Raw genomic sequence first — 18,974 nt, forward strand, 5'->3', positions numbered from 1 at the left:
AACACAACGGAAGCAAAGCGCTTATGATGGATTATTACTCAAAACTAACAATGTTTGATTATTTAATTGCTTGTGTTGAAATAGCATTAGCGCTTACAGCGCTGGTTAAAATAAAAAATTTAAAAATAAAGCTTAGTTTTTGCATTTTATCTCTTTCCGCTGCGATCTGGCATACCAGCTTGGGTAATGAACCCTTTCACAATTTATCGTCAAGTTATCAATTTCAACTTGTTGAAATATTGCGTTATATAGGCTGGTTTATTGTCTTAATGTATTTATTATTGTACTCACAAAAAACCAGACTCCCGACACATTGGAGCGCTTTAATTTGCATTTCCATTGCTGCAATTATCGCTTTATTTATACTAAATTTAAGCAGCCCATTAACACCTTTTTTACCTATAACCTTATGGCTCTATATAAAAATAGTGTTTTGTTTAACTGGCATAGTCATTGCCGAACAACTGTTGAGGCATGACCAATCGAGTCGAGTGAGCAAGTTAGTTGCACTGATTGCTATTACTCAACTTTCCTATGACATGCTGGTTTTTTCAAATTTATTGCTGTTTACCAGCGGAAATCATATTTTGTGGTATACAAGAGGCGTTATTAGTACATCAACGTCATTAATATTAGCGCTTGCAATTGTTATATATCCTTTCCAACAACAACAAGACAGTAAGTTTCAATTATCCCGAACAATTATCATATTCAATACAAGCTTTATATTAGCAGGGATATTTCTGCTCTGTATGGCACTATTAGGCTTGGTTGTTAATATTTTTAATGTTGAATGGGCGGAGGTTTCAAAAATACTGTTGTATGTTATGTCAATATTTTCGATTGCAGTACTGTCATGTCATGAAAAATTCCGTTCACACGTGACCGTTTGGATTAGTAAGAATTTCTTTAGCAATAAATATGATTATCAAAAACAATGGATCGAGTTAGATTCCCAACTTGCACAGAAACGAGAAGATAACAATGGTTATGAAATTGCACTATCAACGATGACTTCGCTGTTTAGCTGTAGTAGTGGTGGAATTTGGCTTAAAGGGCAACAGTTTTATTCCCCAGTGGTATTAAAAAATATCGAGCTGCCATCATCACGGGCAATCGAAGCAAATAACAGCCATTTTATAGAACTGATGAGTGAAAATGAATGGGTCTTTCAAGCCCCCAAAAACACCGGTATTCATGATAAAAAAAATAATAAATACTTGCCTAAATGGTTCATAAATATGAATAACGCATGGACAATTGTTCCACTTAATGCGCATCAAGGCTTGATTGGTTTTGCGGTGCTTTGTAAAAAATCAGCTAATACCTCCTTAACTTGGGAGGACTTGGACATATTAAAACTAACAGGTCGTCAAATAGGCAGTTATATCAGTAACTATCAGGCATCAGAAAAATTAATTCAAAATCAACAGTTCGACCTGTTTAATAAAATTACAGCTTTTGCAATCCACGATATAAAAAATCTTATAGCGCAACAAAGTTTAATGGTCAATAATGCAGAAAAATTCAAGCATCGCCCTGAATTTGTTGATGATGTAATACTAACTATCAATAATTCAGTTGACAAAATGAATCAATTATTAGTCAAATTGCAGGGAGATCCACACGGTAAACTTGAATCTATCAATGTAAACTTACTGCTTGAAAATGCGATAGAAATGAATTCATCCAGCCTTCCAACGCCAATATTGTCCGTCGTAAAAGGAGACAATGCATTTGTGATGGCCGACAAAGATAAATTGCAAATGGCACTGTACCATTTAATTAAAAATGCACAGGATGCAACGGATGACAGTGGAATAATCACAGTAAAATTAATCACCGAAAATAATGATTTATGGTTAGAAGTAAAAGACACAGGATGTGGTATGGATGAGTCTTTTATTAAGGAACAATTATTTAAACCTTTTTCCAGCACCAAACAAGATCAGGGAATGGGAATCGGCGCATATCAAATAAGAGAGCTCATTCATTCTCTACAAGGAGAGATATTTATTGAAAGTACAGTTAAAAAAGGCACTAAATTTTCAATTTATTTACCTTTAAATGGCACTAAAAAAGAAATGAACTACGCTTAAAATCATTAACTTAGATATAAAAGTTCGAAAATTAATTTTAGAGGATAAAATGATTAAAACATTACTACTGACTTTGGCAATTTACATGCTGGCAGGCTGCTCTACGACAGAACCTCTTCAAAAGATGGATTCTCAAGAGATTATAACAACCTCTGAATACAAAATAGGGGCAGGTGACCAGTTGTCTATCAATGTTTGGAAAAATCCGGACTTATCATTAAGCGTCTCCGTTCGCCCCGATGGAAAAATATCAGTTCCACTGGTCGGTGATGCCCAAGCGGTCGGTCTTTCTGCAGAGGCGCTAGCGGCAGAGCTTAGCCAAGACCTCAAAAAGTTTATTCGCAGTCCGGAAGTCACCGTTATTGTAACCTCAGCTATAAGTTCCGAGTTTCTCTCTCGAGTACGTATTACTGGCGCAGTGCAAACTCCGCTGTCTGTTCCCTATAGACAAGGAATGACAGTACTCGATTTACTTCTGCAGGCGGGTAGTTTAACCCCCTTTGCTAACGGTGATAATGCGATTTTGTACCGAAAAACAGACAGTGGTATTAAACGTTATTCTATAAAACTTGACCGCATCATAAAACAAGGTGATATAGCGACTAATTACGAATTAAGCCCGTCAGATATCCTAATTGTCCCAGAGAGTATATTTTAAACATGGAAATTAATGAACTATTTAAATACGTAGCAGCAGTATGGCAAGAAATATGCTTGAGAAAATTCAAGGCAGCGTTACTTGTTACCGTGATTAGTTTTTCTATTTTAGCAATAGGAATATATAAGCCATCAATATTTTATAGTGAGACAACTATTTTTGCTGATACTCAAAATGTAATCAAACCACTGCTAAGTCAGCAAACATCAATCACTAACGTAAAACAAAGCAAAACAGAACAAGTTCGTGATGTCATTTTCTCTCCTCGGCAATTAAATAAAGTGATTGATGCTGTGTATGGAAAAAATGCCTTTCCAACACCGCAGCTTCGAGCAGACAAGTTAGCCTCTTTACGACAACGTATCGACGTTGAGGGCATGTCAGGCAACTATCTAAAGATCTCTTATCAGGATGATACCGCCGACATGACATTTCGCCTGCTTAATGAAATTGTATCGTTATTTGTGGAAGACAGTGCAAATACCAAACAGGATGAGAGTCGTAGCGCATATAAATTCATCGAACAACAAGTTGAAAGTTATAAAGACCAGTTATTGTTAGCTGAAAAGAAATTGAAAATATTTAAATCCAGCCATTTAGATGGAACAGAATTAGAAGTTGAGTCTCGAATATCACAATTACGTAATGAAATTGAAGATATGAAGATTCAACAAATGGAGAGTTTAACTCGAATTTCATCACTCAAAAAACAGCTGAGATCACAAGATAAGTTTTCATCTAATGATTATGAGGCAGCTATTTATCACAGCCGGCTTAAAGAGTTACAACAATATCTTGATAACCTGTTACTTAGTTACAAAGACGACTACCCTGAAGTAGTTGAAGTCAGATATCAGATTAGTGATATGAAAAACAACATCATGAATTTATCCTCTAAAGAAAAAGATAATTCTCTAATAGGATCTGAATTTAACCCTTTGTACCAGGAAATAAGTAGTAAGTTATCAACGGCACAAGTTTCACACAATACCATAGGAAATAGACTTAATGCTTTTAAATCGCTGCTTGAAGAGGCCTATGAGCGACGTAAACGTATCGCCAATAACCAGGCGGAGCTCTCTGAATTAAACAGAGATTACAGTGTCATCAAAGGACTATATGAAGACATGCTTGCCAATAAAGAGAAAGCGCGATTATCAATGGTACTTGATATCGAGGGTCAAGGGGTTAATTACAAAATTCAGGAACCAGCAAGTTATCCAACACTACCGTCGGGTCCGCGCTTTCTGCATTTTTTTATTGCCGGCCCTATTCTCGGTTTGTTGCTACTGGTCTCGCTGTTTATCGTTAAAATACTGCTAGATAATAAAATCCGTTTTGCATCTCAACTTGCACAATTTACGAACGCGCCACTTCTTGTCAGTATTGATCATAAGCTTAATAGCGCTGAAAAAAACAAAAAAAGGTTAGAAAATATCACCCTTTTTGTTGGTTTTCTGTTTGTTGCGATTGTTTATGTCGGCATTGCCATTAGTCATCGTTATGACTACCCAATATCAGAGCTGTTTACGCCACTGTATTCTCTATTAATGGAGCGCATAAGATGACAGTAACACCTTTAGAAAAACAGGTCACAGAGAGAACTAATAAACCAATGAACATCGCAAATGATAGCCGAAAACAGATTCGTGAAATGAGTGATGATTGGTTATTAACATCGAATGAAGTTGATGCATTAAAAATAATTTATCCTGGTTGCCGGGATGAAAAATCACTCAATGATTATCGCGAATTACGCACTAAGTTATTAAAAAAGGCGAACAACAAAAATTTTGTTTGCATGGTTTCAAGTACCAACCAAGGCTCAGGAACAACGCATGTTGCGGTTAATTTAGCCGCTAGTATTGCCTTGGATCATACAAAAACGGCATTAATTGTTGATTGTAATAGCTACACACCAAGTTTGGATAACTACCTTAAAGAAAAGCCAACATTTGGTTTGTCAAATTTTCTTGAGGAAGACACCCAAGAAATTGAGGATATTATTTATCCATCAGGCATCCGTCGAATAAGAATTATTCCCGCCGGATCTAAAACTGAGCACGCAGCGGAAAACTTTTCATCGGGGAAAATGGAAAAATTCATAGAGATGGCCAAAAAACGCTATCCGGATCGTTTCATTATTCTTGATACTCCTCCTATTGGATATTATGCTGAAAGCCAAATTTTAGCATCCATTTGCGATATGGCTATTTTAGTCGTGCGCTATGGACAGACCACTGAATCACAAATAAAGACAGGCATTGAGCTCATCAGTAACGATAAGCTTGCAGGCATCATTCTTAACAATAAATGAGATACTTATGAATATTAATAGAATATCAACTCAAATATGTTCAAGTATTTTCCTTTTTGCTCTGTCATTTCAAGCTCATGCTGCAGCGGCAACAACTGATAATAAAAGCTCATTTATTGAACTGGGTGCCGGCTATACAGTGAGTGACAATATTTATAAATCAGCGGATAACGAAAAAACAGGCAGCTCAGCAACCGCAGATATGGAACTGGGCTACAAAAATAAATTGGCAAGTACAGATATTACACTTAATTATTACACTGAATATACCAAGGAAAATGCAGCCGAATTAGAAGACAATAATTATTGGACAGGTAATGCATTAATTTCGCAGCAAGTTTTTAGTAAAAACCTGCTCTTTAATCTTGCCCATACACGCCAGCGTTATCTTATCGATCTAAGCCAAGCTGACAATGAGGATAACCAGAATGAAAAAGATTTACTTGATGCTGGTTTAAAATGGTTTATTCCTTATTCGCCTCGAACCTCGTTTGTTGCTGGTGTAAATCACACTGAAACCTGGTATGCAGGAGATACTAGTACCAGTGATTATAATACTAATGAAGGGCAGTTTAGTTGGCAATATGCACTTACAGAGAAGATTCAGGTTGAGATAGAATATTCTGGTAGCAAAAAAATGTTTGACAATTATGATGATACATACACAGAACATAACCTTGGCACAAGATTAACCCAGAGTTATCGTTTGGGAACCTATTCCGTGAATCTAGGCAAAACATGGGTCAATGGCCTAACGAATACGTATGATGGGGAATATTATGGGTTAACTGCTAACGCTGAAATTCGCAGACATTTATTTACCTTCAACGCATCAAGAACACTAACCAATTCATCGACAGAGGTTGGTACAGATGATTCGACAAGCTCTAATGAAAATCAATTGTTTTGGTATACTACTTTATCATTAGAACATCGGTATATAATGCTGGATGATAAATTAATCACTAACCTGCGCTTTTATTATAATAATAACGATCAAGTAGCTACTTTAGATGGTACTGATATTGATACTTACATTAAAGATAAATATGGTGCATTCGGGGAACTAACCTGGTCATTAACAGAAAGTTTAAGCTCCAGTCTATCGGTTGATTATTACAAATCAGACCTGTCAACCAACGAAATAAATAAGTTTACTGAAACGGAAGTTTCTGCTAAATATTATTTAACTAAATCACTGTATATCCAGCTTAGCGCTGCTTTTAAAAAACTAGACTATACGCAAAGTTCCTCCGGTTATGAAGAGCAATATTACACCAGCAGAATTGCTTATAGATACTAATACCAAAAGAACTAAAAAGGTGATCACCCTTGCTGGTTAAAATTACCCATAATCGCGTTGTGAGTTTTATTCAGAACATCCTGTTGTTCACCACTATGTGGTCAGCTAAAGCTGTTCAAAATCGTTCCATACGATTTTGTGAAGTAAAAATAAGGATCGAATGCAACTCTCGCTCTGTTAGTGTTAATTTTTCCTTCGCAATACTTGAGCACTTCATTAATTCCTTTGGTATAACGAATGAAACTTTTAAGGAACTATTTTGTCAAAAAATGAGAACAAAACATTATTAATTGTTGAAGATGATATAGGCCTGCAAACACAACTGAAATGGCATTTTTCGGATTACAATGTTGTTGTTGCTGCGAACTTAGAGAATGCAATTGCTGCAATTCGTTTACATGAACCGCAAGTAATGGTTCAAGATCTCGGTCTACCCCCTGATCCCGACGGTGTAACACAAGGTTTTTCTTTAGTACAACAAGCTCTCTCTATGAATCCGCACATGAAATTAATTGTGATGACCGGTAATGATTGTAATGAACATGCTCTAAAAGCAGTCAGCCTTGGCGCATATGATTTTTACAGTAAACCGGTAAATCCTGATACCTTGGCGCTTATCGTACAACGCGCATTTCATATGCATCAACTTGAGACCAAAAATAGAATCTTTAATTTATCTAAAAGCAGTCATCTTGAAGGGTTAATAACTGCAGATGAACGCATGTTAAAGGTTTGTAAACTAATCGAAAAAGTTGCCCCCACCAGTGCAGCTTGTTTACTACTGGGTGAAAGCGGTACCGGTAAAGAGGTATTAGCAAAATCACTGCATGCATTAAGTACTCGCAGTGAACATCCCTTTGTTGCCATTAACTGCGCGGCTCTTCCTGAAAATTTATTTGAAAGTGAACTGTTCGGCTATGAAAAAGGTGCCTATACCGGGGCGATAAAAAGTACACTGGGTAAATTAGAGCTGGCAAATAATGGAACAGTTTTTCTCGATGAAATAGGTGAAATGCCACTATTATTGCAGGCAAAGCTACTACGCTTCCTGCAAGAAAAGGTAATTGAACGTATTGGCGGTCGAAAATTAATCCACCTGGACACTCGGATTGTTTGCGCCACTAACAGGAATTTAGAAGAAATGATGGCTAGCGGTGAATTCCGCGAAGATCTCTATTACAGAATCGCAGAGATACAAATAGATATCCCTCCGTTAAGAGAGCGCGGCTCAGATAAAGTCCTCTTAGCACGATATCTGCTTAAAAAATACACCCAAAAAGAAAACTTAAAAGTAGCAGGCTTTACTGAAGATGCAATTAATGCAATAGAAGATTATTCGTGGCCCGGTAATATTCGAGAACTCAGCAATAAAATAACACGTGCTGCAATTATGTGTGAACAAAAATATATAACAGCAGAAGATATCGGATTAAAAGTATCTGAAAGCAGCCCACTTAACTTAAAAGTTGTTAGAGAAAGTGCCGAAGTAAATGCTCTAAAAACGACACTCAATGCAACGGATAATAATATTTCTGCTGCCGCAAAATTACTTGGCATAACCAGACCGACATTGTATGACTTGATGAAAAAGCATAATTTAAATACAAATTAAAATCCCCCTGTAATACAGGCTGCATATTAAGAAAATTTAAATAGGTAAGATAAATATGAAATTAAATGGGTTTAATCTTAAAATAGAAAAAACATTAACGATATCAATGCTTGCTGCAACTATCTTGCTCTCTGCTTGCGGAGATTCAAAAGAGGCACAGAAAAGCACCAACAACAGTGCCTACCTTGCGCAGGGACAATCATATCTGGACGCTCACCAATTTAAAGCTGCATTTAACGCGGCCAATGATGCAATAAAAATAGATCCAACAAGTATTGATGGTTATTTGATTCTGGCAAAAATTAACAAAGAATCGGGACAACCATTAGAAAGCGTTAAACTGCTTGAATCTTTTACAGGTATAAAAGATGCTGAATATTATTTTGCACTACTGGATGCTTATCTTGAATCTGGAAAAGTAATCTCGGCTCAAAGCCTAATAGAGCAACAAGAAGAAATTTTACAAACTCAACCTCAACGTTTGCAGTTCGTAAAAGCGCAACAGTTGCTTTACAGTAATAATTTGCAACAGGCAAAGATAGCCTTTACAGCATCATTACAAAATCCAGATTATAAAATTGAGAGTATGCTTGCACTAGCAAAAATAGAAGCGGTCTCAGACAATTATACAGCAGCTCTCAACGGGATTGATGAAATCATTAAATTAGAGCCAAGGAACACCGATGCTATATTCCTGAAAAGTATGATTTACATTAAAAAAGGGGATCTTGCTAATGCAGAGAAATCACTATCGGAAGCGCTAGCCGTCATTCCAAGCAGCGACGTTTTCACTTCCCAACGTGTCCAGATTATTCAAAATTTGGCCAATGTACTGACACAACAAGGGCGTGGCTCAGAAGCTCTGATATATACACGTATTCTATCCGAAGAGTTTCCCGGAGCGGAGTCGGTTTCAATACAATATACACGTGCACTTGAACTATTTGAAAATCAACAGTTTTCTACAGCGAAAGAGATGTTGTTAGAAATATTAGATAACAGTCCCGGGCACAAAAAATCAGCCACTTTATTAGCTTTAATTTTCTACAATGAAGGGAATCCTGAAAGTGCAGGAAAATACTTAGAAGGTTTCATCGATCCGGAAATATCTCCTATCAAACTCACTGAGTTATATATAGCAACCCAATTACAGCAAAACAAATCAGAAGAAGTCTTAAACTTACTTGAATATATACCAGAAAAAAGCAGAAATGTTGATACCTGGGTACTTTATTCAAATGCAGCAATACAGCAGAAGGAATTTACAAAAGCAAAAATGGCGCTTGATAAAGCAAAATCATTAGCACCGCAATCAATTCAAGTCGCATTAACAGAAAGTTTTTATTACAACAGTTTACCTGAACCGCAAGCAGAAAAAGCATTAGCCTCAATTTATGCAGCTTTATTTTCTCATCCCGAAAATAATAAACTGCAAATGTTATATATTCGTCAACTGCTTACTTATAAAAGATTCACCGAAGCGGATCAGTATGTTGATAATTTAAAAAGCATGTATAGCGGAAATACCGATACCCAATTAATTGTAGCAAACTACTATATTCATCAAAAAAAATCAGTAGAAGCCAGAAAAATAATAGAAAAAATTCTGGCTTTGGAAAATAACAATCTTCAAGCACTTTACAGCCTAGTCAAAATCAACCAAATCGAAAAAAATTGGCTGGCAACATTAGATAATTACAAACAAATCATAAACTATTATCCGACGGAAATTACGCCTTATAACGGTATTGTTCGAAGCTTAATAGAACAGCAAAAAGATCCGCTGAAGGCAGCCGACTACCTGCCCAAAAATTATGAAGCTAGCCTGTTAGCATTGACTCTGGCAACTTTAACCCTACAGCAGAATAAGCTTGACTTGGCAACAAGTTATGTAAAAGAAGCTAAAAATGAACTTCCACAAAAATATCAAACAAGTCTTAATGAATTAACAGTACAACTTAATTTATTAAAAGCGCGTAAAGCTTTCACAGAAAATGATTATCCCAAAGCCAAAGAAATACTGATCACAGCACTTGAACAGGCACCCGAAAATATTACACTGTTAAGTTTGTTAACTGATATAGATATCCGCTTAGAGCAATATATTGATGCAGGAAAAACCGCAGAAAAAATTGCCAAAATCTTACCAGAGAGCTCTTTAGCAACACGATTGTATGCAGGAATATTCGTCGCTCAAGAAAAACAACCACAAGCAATCAATTTATTAACGGATTACTGGCAAAAAACAAAAGATGAACAGGTTGCCGAACAGCTGTACCAATTATTGGGAAATAATAAGTCTGAAAAAGCATTAACTTTTCTTGGTGAATGGCAGCAAGCATTTCCTAAAAGCTTAACAGCAATACGCTATCAAGCAATTATTTTGCAAAATAACGGCAACAAAGAGCAAGCTCTACAGATCTATGAAGCACAACTAAAACGGACGCCGAATGACGTTGTCAGCTTAAATAACGCAGCTTGGTTACACTTTGAGCAAGGAAATCCTGTTGCTGTCGACCTAGCTGAGAAAGCATATAAAATTATGCCCGACAATGCTGCCGTTATAGATACTTACGGCTGGATTTTATATAAGAGTGGACAACTGCAACAGGGCAAACAATTAATTGAAAAAGCCGTGTTATTATCTCCGGAAGACCCGGATATCAAAGCTCACTTACTGGAAATAAATAGTAAATAAATGACAGTTTATTGCAACTGGCCTTTTAAGGTCAGTTGCCGTATTTTCATCCTCTATTATAGAGAGTACACAAAAGAGCAACAAAGAAATATTATTTATAACAATTCCTCACTCCCGATTCTCATCAAATTTTGTTAACTGGGGACTAAAAACAGGGTTAATACCTAAGTTTGAGCTCTATTAACTAATTAATTCAAAGCATTAGTTATCGCATGTCAGAAAAATTTACAATATATTTTAAGTAATAATCAATATATTGTTTATGTCTAACCAAAGCAACAATAAAACAATAGTGACACAGGAAAATAACCAACAAAAAACATCAATTAAACAGCAACTTACAACTAACCACAAGAACAACAATTTTTCCTATAATATATCAACCCGAATAGTTTGCTAAAACACTATCAACTAACCCCGTTAAAAACCATGATTCGTGCAAAACTTATAAAACGACACTGTTGAATAATTTTACAAATTGAATCTCCCTACCCTACCCTGAAAAGACAACAAAAGCATAAAAGCTTGATATTTGTATCTTTTTTAAAATTGGCACGTTGAATGCATTACCTAGCATATGGAATTATCCATATACTAAGGAGAATACAAATGAAAAAAATTATTTCATTATTAGCAACTTCACTGGTACTTATGCTGGCAACCAGCACTGCTTCTGCAAGGCTTATTGAGGGGGTTATCAATTTCACTGGTGGCGCTACCATCTCTTATAACGGTGCTGGAACTGAAGTCTCAGCATTAGATTTTAATGGTACAACAAGAGTTGAGTCTGATGACGTTCTTGTAACAGGTGATTTTGATGGGTTAGAGAATTCATTCTCTCCATTTACAGACTTTACTGTTGGTGCTACACCATTCACTTTATGGTCGGTCGGTGGATTCACTTTTAACATTACAAGTTTCACTAACAATGAAGTTATAGATGCAGGATTAATAACTGTAGGGATTCTTGGTGGTGAAGGTACTATTACTAGTACTAACCCGCTTTTAGATGAAACTGCAGGTCAATGGGCAATCACTTCAAATGGTGCTAGCAGTGAGGTATCTTTCTCATCAACAGCGGTTCCTGCGCCAGCCGGTGCAGCATTATTAGGTTTAGGTTTATTAGGTTTTGGTTTCGCGCGTCGTAACAAAAAAGCATAATAAAACTTAAAAATAGCATTCCCCTTAAACCCAAGAGTAATAATACTCTTGGGTTTTTTTATAGACTTGAAAAACTTCCCTGCAAAGACTAACAGACACTTATCCCCTCCTGTTAAATGCGTTATCATCATCCATCTACTTACTTCAATTGGAATGAATAATGGAAAACAATCATGTGCAGTTGTTACTCAGCTTAGATTACGAGATTTTTTTTGGTAAGAATTGTGGTAGCGTTGAAAAATGCATTATTCATCCGACACAACAATTATTAACTTTACTGCATAAATACAACTATAAACTCAGCTTATTTGTTGATGCGGGATTTCTGCTAAAACTAAAAGAGTATGCCGTTGATTTCCCCGTTTTACAGCCACAATACGCCGCGATTAAAAAGCAGCTAAAGACACTCTCATCACAAGGGCATGATATACAACTGCATATTCACCCGCACTGGGAGGATAGTTACTATGACGGCCATACATGGGTTATCAATACCCAGCGTTACCGCCTGCATGACTTTAGCCCGCACGACATTAATAAAATAGTGGCAAGTTATAAACAAGAGCTAGAATCATGCAGTGAGCAACCTATATTCGCTTTTCGAGCTGGCGGCTGGTGTCTGCAGCCCTTTGATAAAATTAAACAGGCACTGCAAGATAATGGTATCTGGTTGGACAGTACCGTATTTTCGCAGGGACACTCTGATGATTCAACACGCTGGTTTAAGTTTGATACAATACCTGATAAAACATATTGGCACTTTGATAATGATCCTTTAACGGAACGCCAAGATGGCTATTTTACGGAGCTTCCTATCAGCGCAATTAAAACATCGCCGCTATTTTTTTGGAAGCTTGCATTGCGCAAAAAGTTTTCCAGTCATCTGTTTACTCCTTTTAGTGATGGACAAGCAATGATAGCCAATCGCAGCTATTATATTGAGCGATTAACTAAAACAACCTATGGACCAGTTATGATCGATGGTTCAAAAGCGGGACAGCTTGAAAAAGCTTTTAAAGAGCATCTCAAATTAGCAGATAAAAATAGTATTTTTAATGTAATGGGACATCCGAAAAGTTTATCTCCCTGCTCACTTATAAAATTAGAAGATTTTATAAGAAAACATACAGAGTTAACTTCCATCACCTATCAAGATCTTAAGCATCTTAAAAATACATAAATATGAATGATTTTTAGCTACTTTAGATTTGAACGCACAACCTTAATTGAGTTTTCTCAGCTGCCGAGCTTATCTAAAGACGTTTAATGCATTTCAGCTTTTTATACTTATATAAATTCCACTGATTATGTAGTCTATTTAGTAAGACAGTTATATTTTGATAAAAAATAATGAAAGCTCAGTTAAGATCTTTGTTAAATGTTTTTATAGGTATTTGTTCGGGGGATTTTAATCGGGGTATGACTTGAAAAGTATTTATTTTATTTTAAATATTTCAAAAATTGGTTGCTAGACAGGATTTAAACCTATGTCCTTCGCCTGTGTTTATAAAGAGCTGAGCTCCATGAGCTTTTTCTTTTAAACATTTTAAAATTGGTTACGGGAACAGGATTTGTACCTATGTCCTTCGCCAGTTTTTATAAAGAGTTGAGCCCGATAGGCTTTTTCTTTTAAACGCTTCAAAATTGGTTGCGAGAGCAGGATTTGAACCTACGACCTTCGGGTTATGAGCCCGACGAGCTACCAGACTGCTCCATCTCGCGTCCGATATTGATGTTTCTTTTTCTAAATCTTTACATATAAAATTGGTTTCTAGAGTAGATATGAATCTACGTCCTTCGCCAGTGTTTATAAAGAGCTGAGCCCGATGAGCTTTTTCTTTTAAACAGTTCAAAATTGGTTGCGAGAACAGGATTTACACCTATGTCCTTCGCCAGTATTTATAAAGAGCAGAGCCCGATGAGCTTTTTCTTTTAAACGTTTCAAAATTGGTTGCGAGAGCAGGATTTGAACCTACGACCTTCGGGTTATGAGCCCGACGAGCTACCAGACTGCTCCATCTCGCGTCCGATATTGATATTTCTTTTTTCTAAATCTTTACATATAAAATTGGTTTCAAAAGCAGGATTTAAACCTACGTCCTTCGCCAATGTTTATAAAGAGTTGAGCCCGATGAGCTTTTTCTTTTAAACATATTAAATTGCTTTCGGGAACAGGATTTATACCTATGTCCTTCGCCAATGTTTATAAAGAGTTGAGCCCGATGAACTTTTCTTTTAAACATATTAAAATTGGTTGCGAGAGCAGGATTTGAACCTACGACCTTCGGGTTATGAGCCCGACGAGCTACCAGACTGCTCCATCTCGCGTCCGTAATTAACAACACTTAAACAGTAAACAAACATCAGTTCAATGAGGCTTACTCGTTTAAGAGCGGCAAATGATATAGAGATCACATAATTATAGCAAGTACTATTTAACACACAAACACTGACTGTTCAAATAATAATCATTAATAATAATATTAACGAAATAACGCCTTATATCTTAAATAAATCCTTCCTGTTGTTATTGCAGATACAGTTAATGAAGAGATAAGCGATTAATTTATAAATAAAAAACAAACTATTTTCCCCGCAGTAACAATTTATCAACTTTACTTTAAGTCACAATTTTAAAATATTTTTATTAACATTAAATACTCATTTCTGTTCTTTCATTGAGCCGTCGTTTTAATGATTCAAAAAGTATATTGCTTTGAGCAAATAGCCAATAAACTTAAAACCAAAAAACTATTTCTTAACCCCCTCTTAACCCTCTTTTTAGTAATGTTATAGAAAACCTTATTATGCCAACCACATTGGAGTTAAATATGACTACTCAGGCAGAAATCAGTACTAAGTCCAAAGCGAAATTCAGCTTTAGTCTTGGAAAGAACCATAAATTATTAATCGGCTACGTAACGTTATTAATGCTTCCGTTTGTCGCAGCTCAAATCCTGGATATGGATTTTAAAGGCTGGTATGTCAGCTTGTTAAGTTTAATTAATATACTTGCTATGATGGCATTTTTTATTCAGTTCCCACTTAGCAGCCGCATTAAGCAACTTCCCCTGTTTGCCAATATTGATTGGAGTATGAACCAACATAAACAAATTGGTAAATGGCTAGGTATTATTTTTTTGCTCCATCCAATGTTGATTCTTGCTCCGAGATTTTTTGTCTCTTTTGATGATGGTGTTATTAGCTTGATCAAGACGCTAACTGCACCACAGATGCTGACTGCCATTATTGCTTGGGTTTTGCTGATCCTTTGGGTGCTACTTTCAATCTACAAAGACAAGCTTCCTATGCGTTATGAAACTTGGCGGCTGACTCATCTGCTTGGTTTTGTGGCTATCACTATTTTGGCTACCTTGCATATCACCAGTGTAGGGCGTCATGGACAGTTCCAAGATCAGTTCAATCTAGTCTGGTGGGGACTTTGTGGTTTTTCTCTGCTGATGGTGACTTATAACTACCTGCTCAAACCAACACGACTCAAACATCAGCCCTTTACCCTAAAAGAAGTTACTAAGGTCAGTTGTTGTGATTGGCAGGTAACGGTTGAAAAGCAACAAGGTGATGATTTTTACTTTGAGGCCGGTCAATTCGTCTGGCTTAATACCAGCAGCTCAGTGCATGGTGTCAACGAACACCCCTTCTCAATCGCCTCCTGCCAGAATGATCTGCCGAAAATCTCCTTTATTATTAGAGAACTCGGTGATTACACCAATAACCTTGATAGGTTAACACTCGGACAGCAGGTCTATATTGACGGCCCCTATGGCAGCATGAGCCTCAATGACAGCATGCAAGCAAAAGGGATCACTCTGATTGCAGGTGGTGTGGGTATTGGCCCGATGCTGAGTCTGTTACGCGGGTTAGTCAGTAATCGAGAAACTCGTCCGGTCCGTCTTATCTATGGGAATAACAGTCTGGAACAGATGGTTTTGCTCGATGAAATCCAGAAGTTAACGCAACAGATGCCTCACTTTAAGTTACAGCTGGTTTGTCAGCAGCTAGTTTGTCAGAAGGTAAGCGAGCAATACAAAATATATGCAGGGGTTGTCGATAAACAATGTATCGAAAACAATATTGACCTCACTCAAGCCGATCGATGGGCCGTATATCTGTGCGGACCAAAACCTATGATTGTTGCTGTTAAGCACAGTTTAAAAGTGCTGCACATCCCTAATTCTAATATTCATTACGAGCGACTATCGTTTTAATAAACCAATTTATGAGGAAATAATTATGCCTATTCATGAGATCTCCGGTTGTATCGGTTGTCGAGCCTGCGTGGAAGCGTGTCCGACGGATGTCATTCAATTTGATGAAGAAAACAGCAGAGCGGTAATCACCTATCCGGAAGATTGTCAGATCTGTCACCTGTGTCGTTTATATTGTCCGGTTGGCGCTATTAGCATCACCCCGGAAAAGACACTCCCCGTCATGGTTTCATGGAGATAACCAATATGAACGAAAAGATGAATTTATCGCGTCGCCAATTTATTGGAATTACCGGCGGTATTATCGGTGCCTCTGCGCTCGCAGCGGCGATGCCATTAGGCGCAGCACCAACACAAAATAAAACTAAAATAAATAGTAAAGATTTTAAAGTAGAGCAGCAGGAAACCGATGTTCTCGTTATTGGTGCGGGCTTCGCTGGTCTTTTTGCAGCAGTTAAAGCACACGATGCTGGCGCCAAAGTAATGATGGTATCCAAAGGAGGACTCGGTACATCTGGATTAACACCCTTTGCTAAAGGTATTTTCAGCTATGATCAAAATACAGCAAAAATGAGCATAGATGAGTTTGTTGCCAAGGTATCAGATTCGGCAATTGGCACTAATAATCCGGTGTTTACCCGTCAACTGGCCGAGCACTCCTATGATAGAGTTCAAGAGCTCAAATCATGGGGATTTTTCGATTCACCATTATGCCGCACCAGCTTTATAAAACCGGTACAAGAACGCAATATTACACTTGTCGAACGTGTCATGATGACCCACTTGTTAAAAGAGAACGGCCGCGTGGTTGGCGCTTCCGGTTTCAGTCTAAAAGAAAACAAAATAATCCATTTTAAAGCTAAAACGGTTGTTCTTTGCACCGGCTCTGGAGGTTTTAAACCTAACGGTTTCCCAATGTGCGATCTGACTCACGATGGCACTATTATGGCCTATAATATTGGCGCTAAAATAACCGGTAAAGAGTGGAATGACGGGCACCCCGCTTCAGCAAAAAACTCTGGCTCCTGTTACGATAACTGGCATGGTCAGATAGAAGAAAAACCATCAACAACCAGCGCTGAGATTCACCACGATCTGGGTATAGAAACTAATTATCAAGCTTATACAGTGGGAGCTCCTGTCACAATGGGTCCCGGCAATCCAGATCAAAAAATAACGAAAATTGTGGGCGGTCCATACACGCCTCCTGCATTTCAACGACAAGGAATGTCAGCACCACCACAACAAAAAGGTGGGCTTTTCTCCATATTTAGTAGCAGCAAAGGTCATTCCGGTCCTCCTGGAATGGGAGGAGAACAAGTAGGAGGTTCCACTGCTGGAATGGCGATTCACAAATCAGAGGGGCTCGTACCCATTGATGAAAATGGATTAACAACCATCCCAGGCCTTTATGCAGCTGGCGATGCCCTTGGCTCTTATATGTCTGGGGGTATCTACACTCAGATTGGCGGCTCGGCAGCAGGCTCTGCGGTGCAGGGAACCTTTGCAGGAGAAGCGGCAGCTGAAGCAAGCAAAGTCGTTCAATCGTTTAGCGTATCAGATACAAAACTCGCTGAGGTTGAGGCGGCGATTTTAGCACCACTGAAACGCAAAACCGGTTACAGCCCAGCATGGGTTACACAGGTTTTACAGGGAATAATGATCCCCAACTTTGTCTTATACATAAAAAAAGAGCGCATGATGCAAGGAGCCCTGGCTTATGTTGAAGAGCTAAAAGAGCATCACGTTCCGATGTTGATGGCTGAGGATCGACATACGTTACGACTTGCCCATGAAACAGAGAACATGATCATTACCGCTGAGATGAAGCTCAAAGCCTCACTAATGCGCACAGAAAGCCGCTGCAGTCACTACCGTCTGGATTATCCGGATATTGATTATAAAAACTGGCAGGCTTGGATTAATATTAGTAAAGATAACAAAGGTGAGATGATCTTTGAGAAACAGCCTTTTGATTTATGGCCAAAATTCAGCTGATATTTTTCTTCTCTACAAAAACATATAAATCAACTGACCTTCGGCAGAGCGGGAGGTCAGTTTACCATTATCAAAGCGACGCAATAACACCAAAAAAACTAAAAAGGTGATTATCCTTACTGGTTAAAATCATCCCTAACTATGTTATGAGTATTATTCAGCTCGTAGGGTGAATTCCATGCACCGATTACCGCTACCTGCGGTGCATAGAATGCACCCTACCGATAGCATCAGACAAAATGTATTAATAAAGTGATCAAATTTACTATTTAAAATCATTCCGGCGGCTTTGTGATCGTAAATTTTCCCTTTGAAGAAACTGATCATAAATTTATTACTTTTAGTACAATTAATTCTTTTTATATATTTTAGGCAAAAAAAAACCTAAGCTTATATTTAAGCTTAGATTTTTTTAATGTGGCTCCCCTTGCTAGACTTGAACTAGCGACAAACGGATTAACAGTCCGTTGCTCTACCAACTGAGCTAAAGAGGAATTGTCTTTTTAATGTTAATTTAGTGTAACCTAATTAACATGCCTCAACTGCTCTAATAGAAGTTGTAAGCATTTTAAGTCTTTCTACTTGTTATTATCACCTTAGCAATAATAACTAAATGTGGCTCCCCTTGCTAGACTTGAACTAGCGACAAACGGATTAACAGTCCGTTGCTCTACCAACTGAGCTAAAGAGGAATTGTCTTTTTAATGTTAATTCAGTGTAACCCGATTAACGTGCATCAACTGCTCTACCAACAGAGCTAATGAGGTTTTGTCTTTTATTACGTCAATCAAGTGTAACCTGATTAACGTGCCTCAACTGCTCTACCAACAGAGCTAATGAGGAATTGTCTTTTATTACGTCAATCAAGTGTAACCCGATTAACGTGCCTCAACTGCTCT

General features: G+C 37.5%; 12 protein-coding genes and 5 tRNA genes. 12 read left to right on the forward strand and 5 right to left on the reverse strand.

Going from position 1 to position 18,974, the window contains the following annotated elements:
• The first annotated feature begins 26 nt into the window (after positions 1-26).
• The 9 genes from prsK to ACJAZP_RS07475 all read left to right on the forward strand — a co-directional run bounded on the left by prsK (position 27) and on the right by ACJAZP_RS07475 (position 13,028).
• The gene (gene prsK, locus ACJAZP_RS07435) at positions 27-2,099 is read left to right on the forward strand and encodes an XrtA/PEP-CTERM system histidine kinase PrsK (RefSeq protein ID WP_415230113.1); all 2,073 of its coding nucleotides are present in this window, start codon (positions 27-29) and stop codon (positions 2,097-2,099) included.
• Positions 2,100-2,148: 49 nt separating this feature from the next.
• A complete protein-coding gene (locus ACJAZP_RS07440) occupies positions 2,149-2,757 on the forward strand; it encodes an XrtA/PEP-CTERM system exopolysaccharide export protein (RefSeq protein ID WP_415230114.1) in 609 nt (202 codons plus the stop codon).
• Between the two features lie 2 nt (positions 2,758-2,759).
• Positions 2,760-4,325: an XrtA system polysaccharide chain length determinant gene (locus ACJAZP_RS07445; RefSeq protein ID WP_415230115.1), complete on the forward strand. Its 1,566-nt coding sequence runs from the start codon at positions 2,760-2,762 to the stop codon at positions 4,323-4,325.
• Positions 4,322-5,074: an AAA family ATPase gene (locus tag ACJAZP_RS07450; protein ID WP_415230116.1), complete on the forward strand. Its 753-nt coding sequence runs from the start codon at positions 4,322-4,324 to the stop codon at positions 5,072-5,074. Before ACJAZP_RS07445 ends, ACJAZP_RS07450 begins: the two co-directional genes overlap by 4 nt.
• 7 nt (positions 5,075-5,081) lie before the next feature.
• On the forward strand, positions 5,082-6,377 hold the full coding sequence (locus ACJAZP_RS07455; RefSeq protein WP_415230117.1) for a hypothetical protein: 1,296 nt from the start codon (positions 5,082-5,084) through the stop codon (positions 6,375-6,377).
• Between the two features lie 259 nt (positions 6,378-6,636).
• Positions 6,637-7,989 carry a PEP-CTERM-box response regulator transcription factor gene (gene prsR, locus ACJAZP_RS07460; protein WP_415230118.1) on the forward strand — a complete coding sequence of 451 codons (1,353 nt, stop codon included), beginning with the start codon at positions 6,637-6,639 and terminating at the stop codon, positions 7,987-7,989.
• Positions 7,990-8,044: 55 nt separating this feature from the next.
• Positions 8,045-10,687 (forward strand): tetratricopeptide repeat protein, encoded by a 2,643-nt coding sequence (locus tag ACJAZP_RS07465; protein WP_415230119.1) that lies wholly within the window; start codon positions 8,045-8,047, stop codon positions 10,685-10,687.
• Positions 10,688-11,296: 609 nt separating this feature from the next.
• Positions 11,297-11,848: a PEP-CTERM sorting domain-containing protein gene (locus ACJAZP_RS07470; RefSeq protein ID WP_415230120.1), complete on the forward strand. Its 552-nt coding sequence runs from the start codon at positions 11,297-11,299 to the stop codon at positions 11,846-11,848.
• Positions 11,849-12,008: 160 nt separating this feature from the next.
• Positions 12,009-13,028 carry a hypothetical protein gene (locus tag ACJAZP_RS07475; RefSeq protein ID WP_415230121.1) on the forward strand — a complete coding sequence of 340 codons (1,020 nt, stop codon included), beginning with the start codon at positions 12,009-12,011 and terminating at the stop codon, positions 13,026-13,028.
• Positions 13,029-13,493: 465 nt separating this feature from the next.
• On the opposite strand, the gene ACJAZP_RS07480 is transcribed toward ACJAZP_RS07475, so the two are convergent.
• The 3 genes from ACJAZP_RS07480 to ACJAZP_RS07490 all read right to left on the reverse strand — a co-directional run bounded on the left by ACJAZP_RS07480 (position 13,494) and on the right by ACJAZP_RS07490 (position 14,176).
• A tRNA-Met gene (locus tag ACJAZP_RS07480) sits at positions 13,494-13,570 on the reverse strand.
• 226 nt (positions 13,571-13,796) lie between these two features.
• A tRNA-Met gene (locus ACJAZP_RS07485) sits at positions 13,797-13,873 on the reverse strand.
• Between the two features lie 226 nt (positions 13,874-14,099).
• A tRNA-Met gene (locus tag ACJAZP_RS07490) sits at positions 14,100-14,176 on the reverse strand.
• A gap of 503 nt (positions 14,177-14,679) precedes the next feature.
• Here ACJAZP_RS07490 and ACJAZP_RS07495 point away from each other — a divergent pair.
• The 3 genes from ACJAZP_RS07495 to ACJAZP_RS07505 are packed head-to-tail and all read left to right on the forward strand — an operon-like array spanning position 14,680 to position 18,075.
• Positions 14,680-16,077, forward strand: coding sequence for a ferric reductase-like transmembrane domain-containing protein (locus ACJAZP_RS07495; protein WP_415230122.1), 1,398 nt, complete (start codon positions 14,680-14,682; stop codon positions 16,075-16,077).
• 25 nt (positions 16,078-16,102) lie between these two features.
• Positions 16,103-16,318, forward strand: a complete 216-nt coding sequence (locus ACJAZP_RS07500; RefSeq protein ID WP_415230123.1) for a ferredoxin family protein — start codon at positions 16,103-16,105, stop codon at positions 16,316-16,318.
• 5 nt (positions 16,319-16,323) lie between these two features.
• Positions 16,324-18,075 (forward strand): FAD-binding protein, encoded by a 1,752-nt coding sequence (locus tag ACJAZP_RS07505; protein WP_415230124.1) that lies wholly within the window; start codon positions 16,324-16,326, stop codon positions 18,073-18,075.
• 418 nt (positions 18,076-18,493) lie between these two features.
• Here the strand turns inward: ACJAZP_RS07505 and ACJAZP_RS07510 are convergent.
• Together ACJAZP_RS07510 and ACJAZP_RS07515 are read right to left on the reverse strand one after the other, a co-directional pair.
• A tRNA-Asn gene (locus ACJAZP_RS07510) sits at positions 18,494-18,569 on the reverse strand.
• A gap of 122 nt (positions 18,570-18,691) precedes the next feature.
• Positions 18,692-18,767, reverse strand: a tRNA-Asn gene (locus ACJAZP_RS07515).
• Positions 18,768-18,974: the final 207 nt, after the last annotated feature.

The sequence above is a fragment of the Psychromonas sp. genome (assembly GCF_047632955.1).
GTDB lineage: Bacteria > Pseudomonadota > Gammaproteobacteria > Enterobacterales > Psychromonadaceae > Psychromonas.

Excerpts from the sequence above, each read along its gene's own strand:
- prsK (WP_415230113.1), top strand. The coding sequence starts at position 27 with ATGGATTATTACTCAAAACTAACAATGTTTGATTATTTAATTGCTTGT.
- ACJAZP_RS07440 (WP_415230114.1), top strand. The coding sequence starts at position 2,149 with ATGATTAAAACATTACTACTGACTTTGGCAATTTACATGCTGGCAGGC.
- ACJAZP_RS07445 (WP_415230115.1), top strand. The coding sequence starts at position 2,760 with ATGGAAATTAATGAACTATTTAAATACGTAGCAGCAGTATGGCAAGAA.
- ACJAZP_RS07450 (WP_415230116.1), top strand. The coding sequence starts at position 4,322 with ATGACAGTAACACCTTTAGAAAAACAGGTCACAGAGAGAACTAATAAA.
- ACJAZP_RS07455 (WP_415230117.1), top strand. The coding sequence starts at position 5,082 with ATGAATATTAATAGAATATCAACTCAAATATGTTCAAGTATTTTCCTT.
- ACJAZP_RS07465 (WP_415230119.1), top strand. The coding sequence starts at position 8,045 with ATGAAATTAAATGGGTTTAATCTTAAAATAGAAAAAACATTAACGATA.
- ACJAZP_RS07470 (WP_415230120.1), top strand. The coding sequence starts at position 11,297 with ATGAAAAAAATTATTTCATTATTAGCAACTTCACTGGTACTTATGCTG.
- ACJAZP_RS07475 (WP_415230121.1), top strand. The coding sequence starts at position 12,009 with ATGGAAAACAATCATGTGCAGTTGTTACTCAGCTTAGATTACGAGATT.
- ACJAZP_RS07495 (WP_415230122.1), top strand. The coding sequence starts at position 14,680 with ATGACTACTCAGGCAGAAATCAGTACTAAGTCCAAAGCGAAATTCAGC.
- ACJAZP_RS07500 (WP_415230123.1), top strand. The coding sequence starts at position 16,103 with ATGCCTATTCATGAGATCTCCGGTTGTATCGGTTGTCGAGCCTGCGTG.
- ACJAZP_RS07505 (WP_415230124.1), top strand. The coding sequence starts at position 16,324 with ATGAACGAAAAGATGAATTTATCGCGTCGCCAATTTATTGGAATTACC.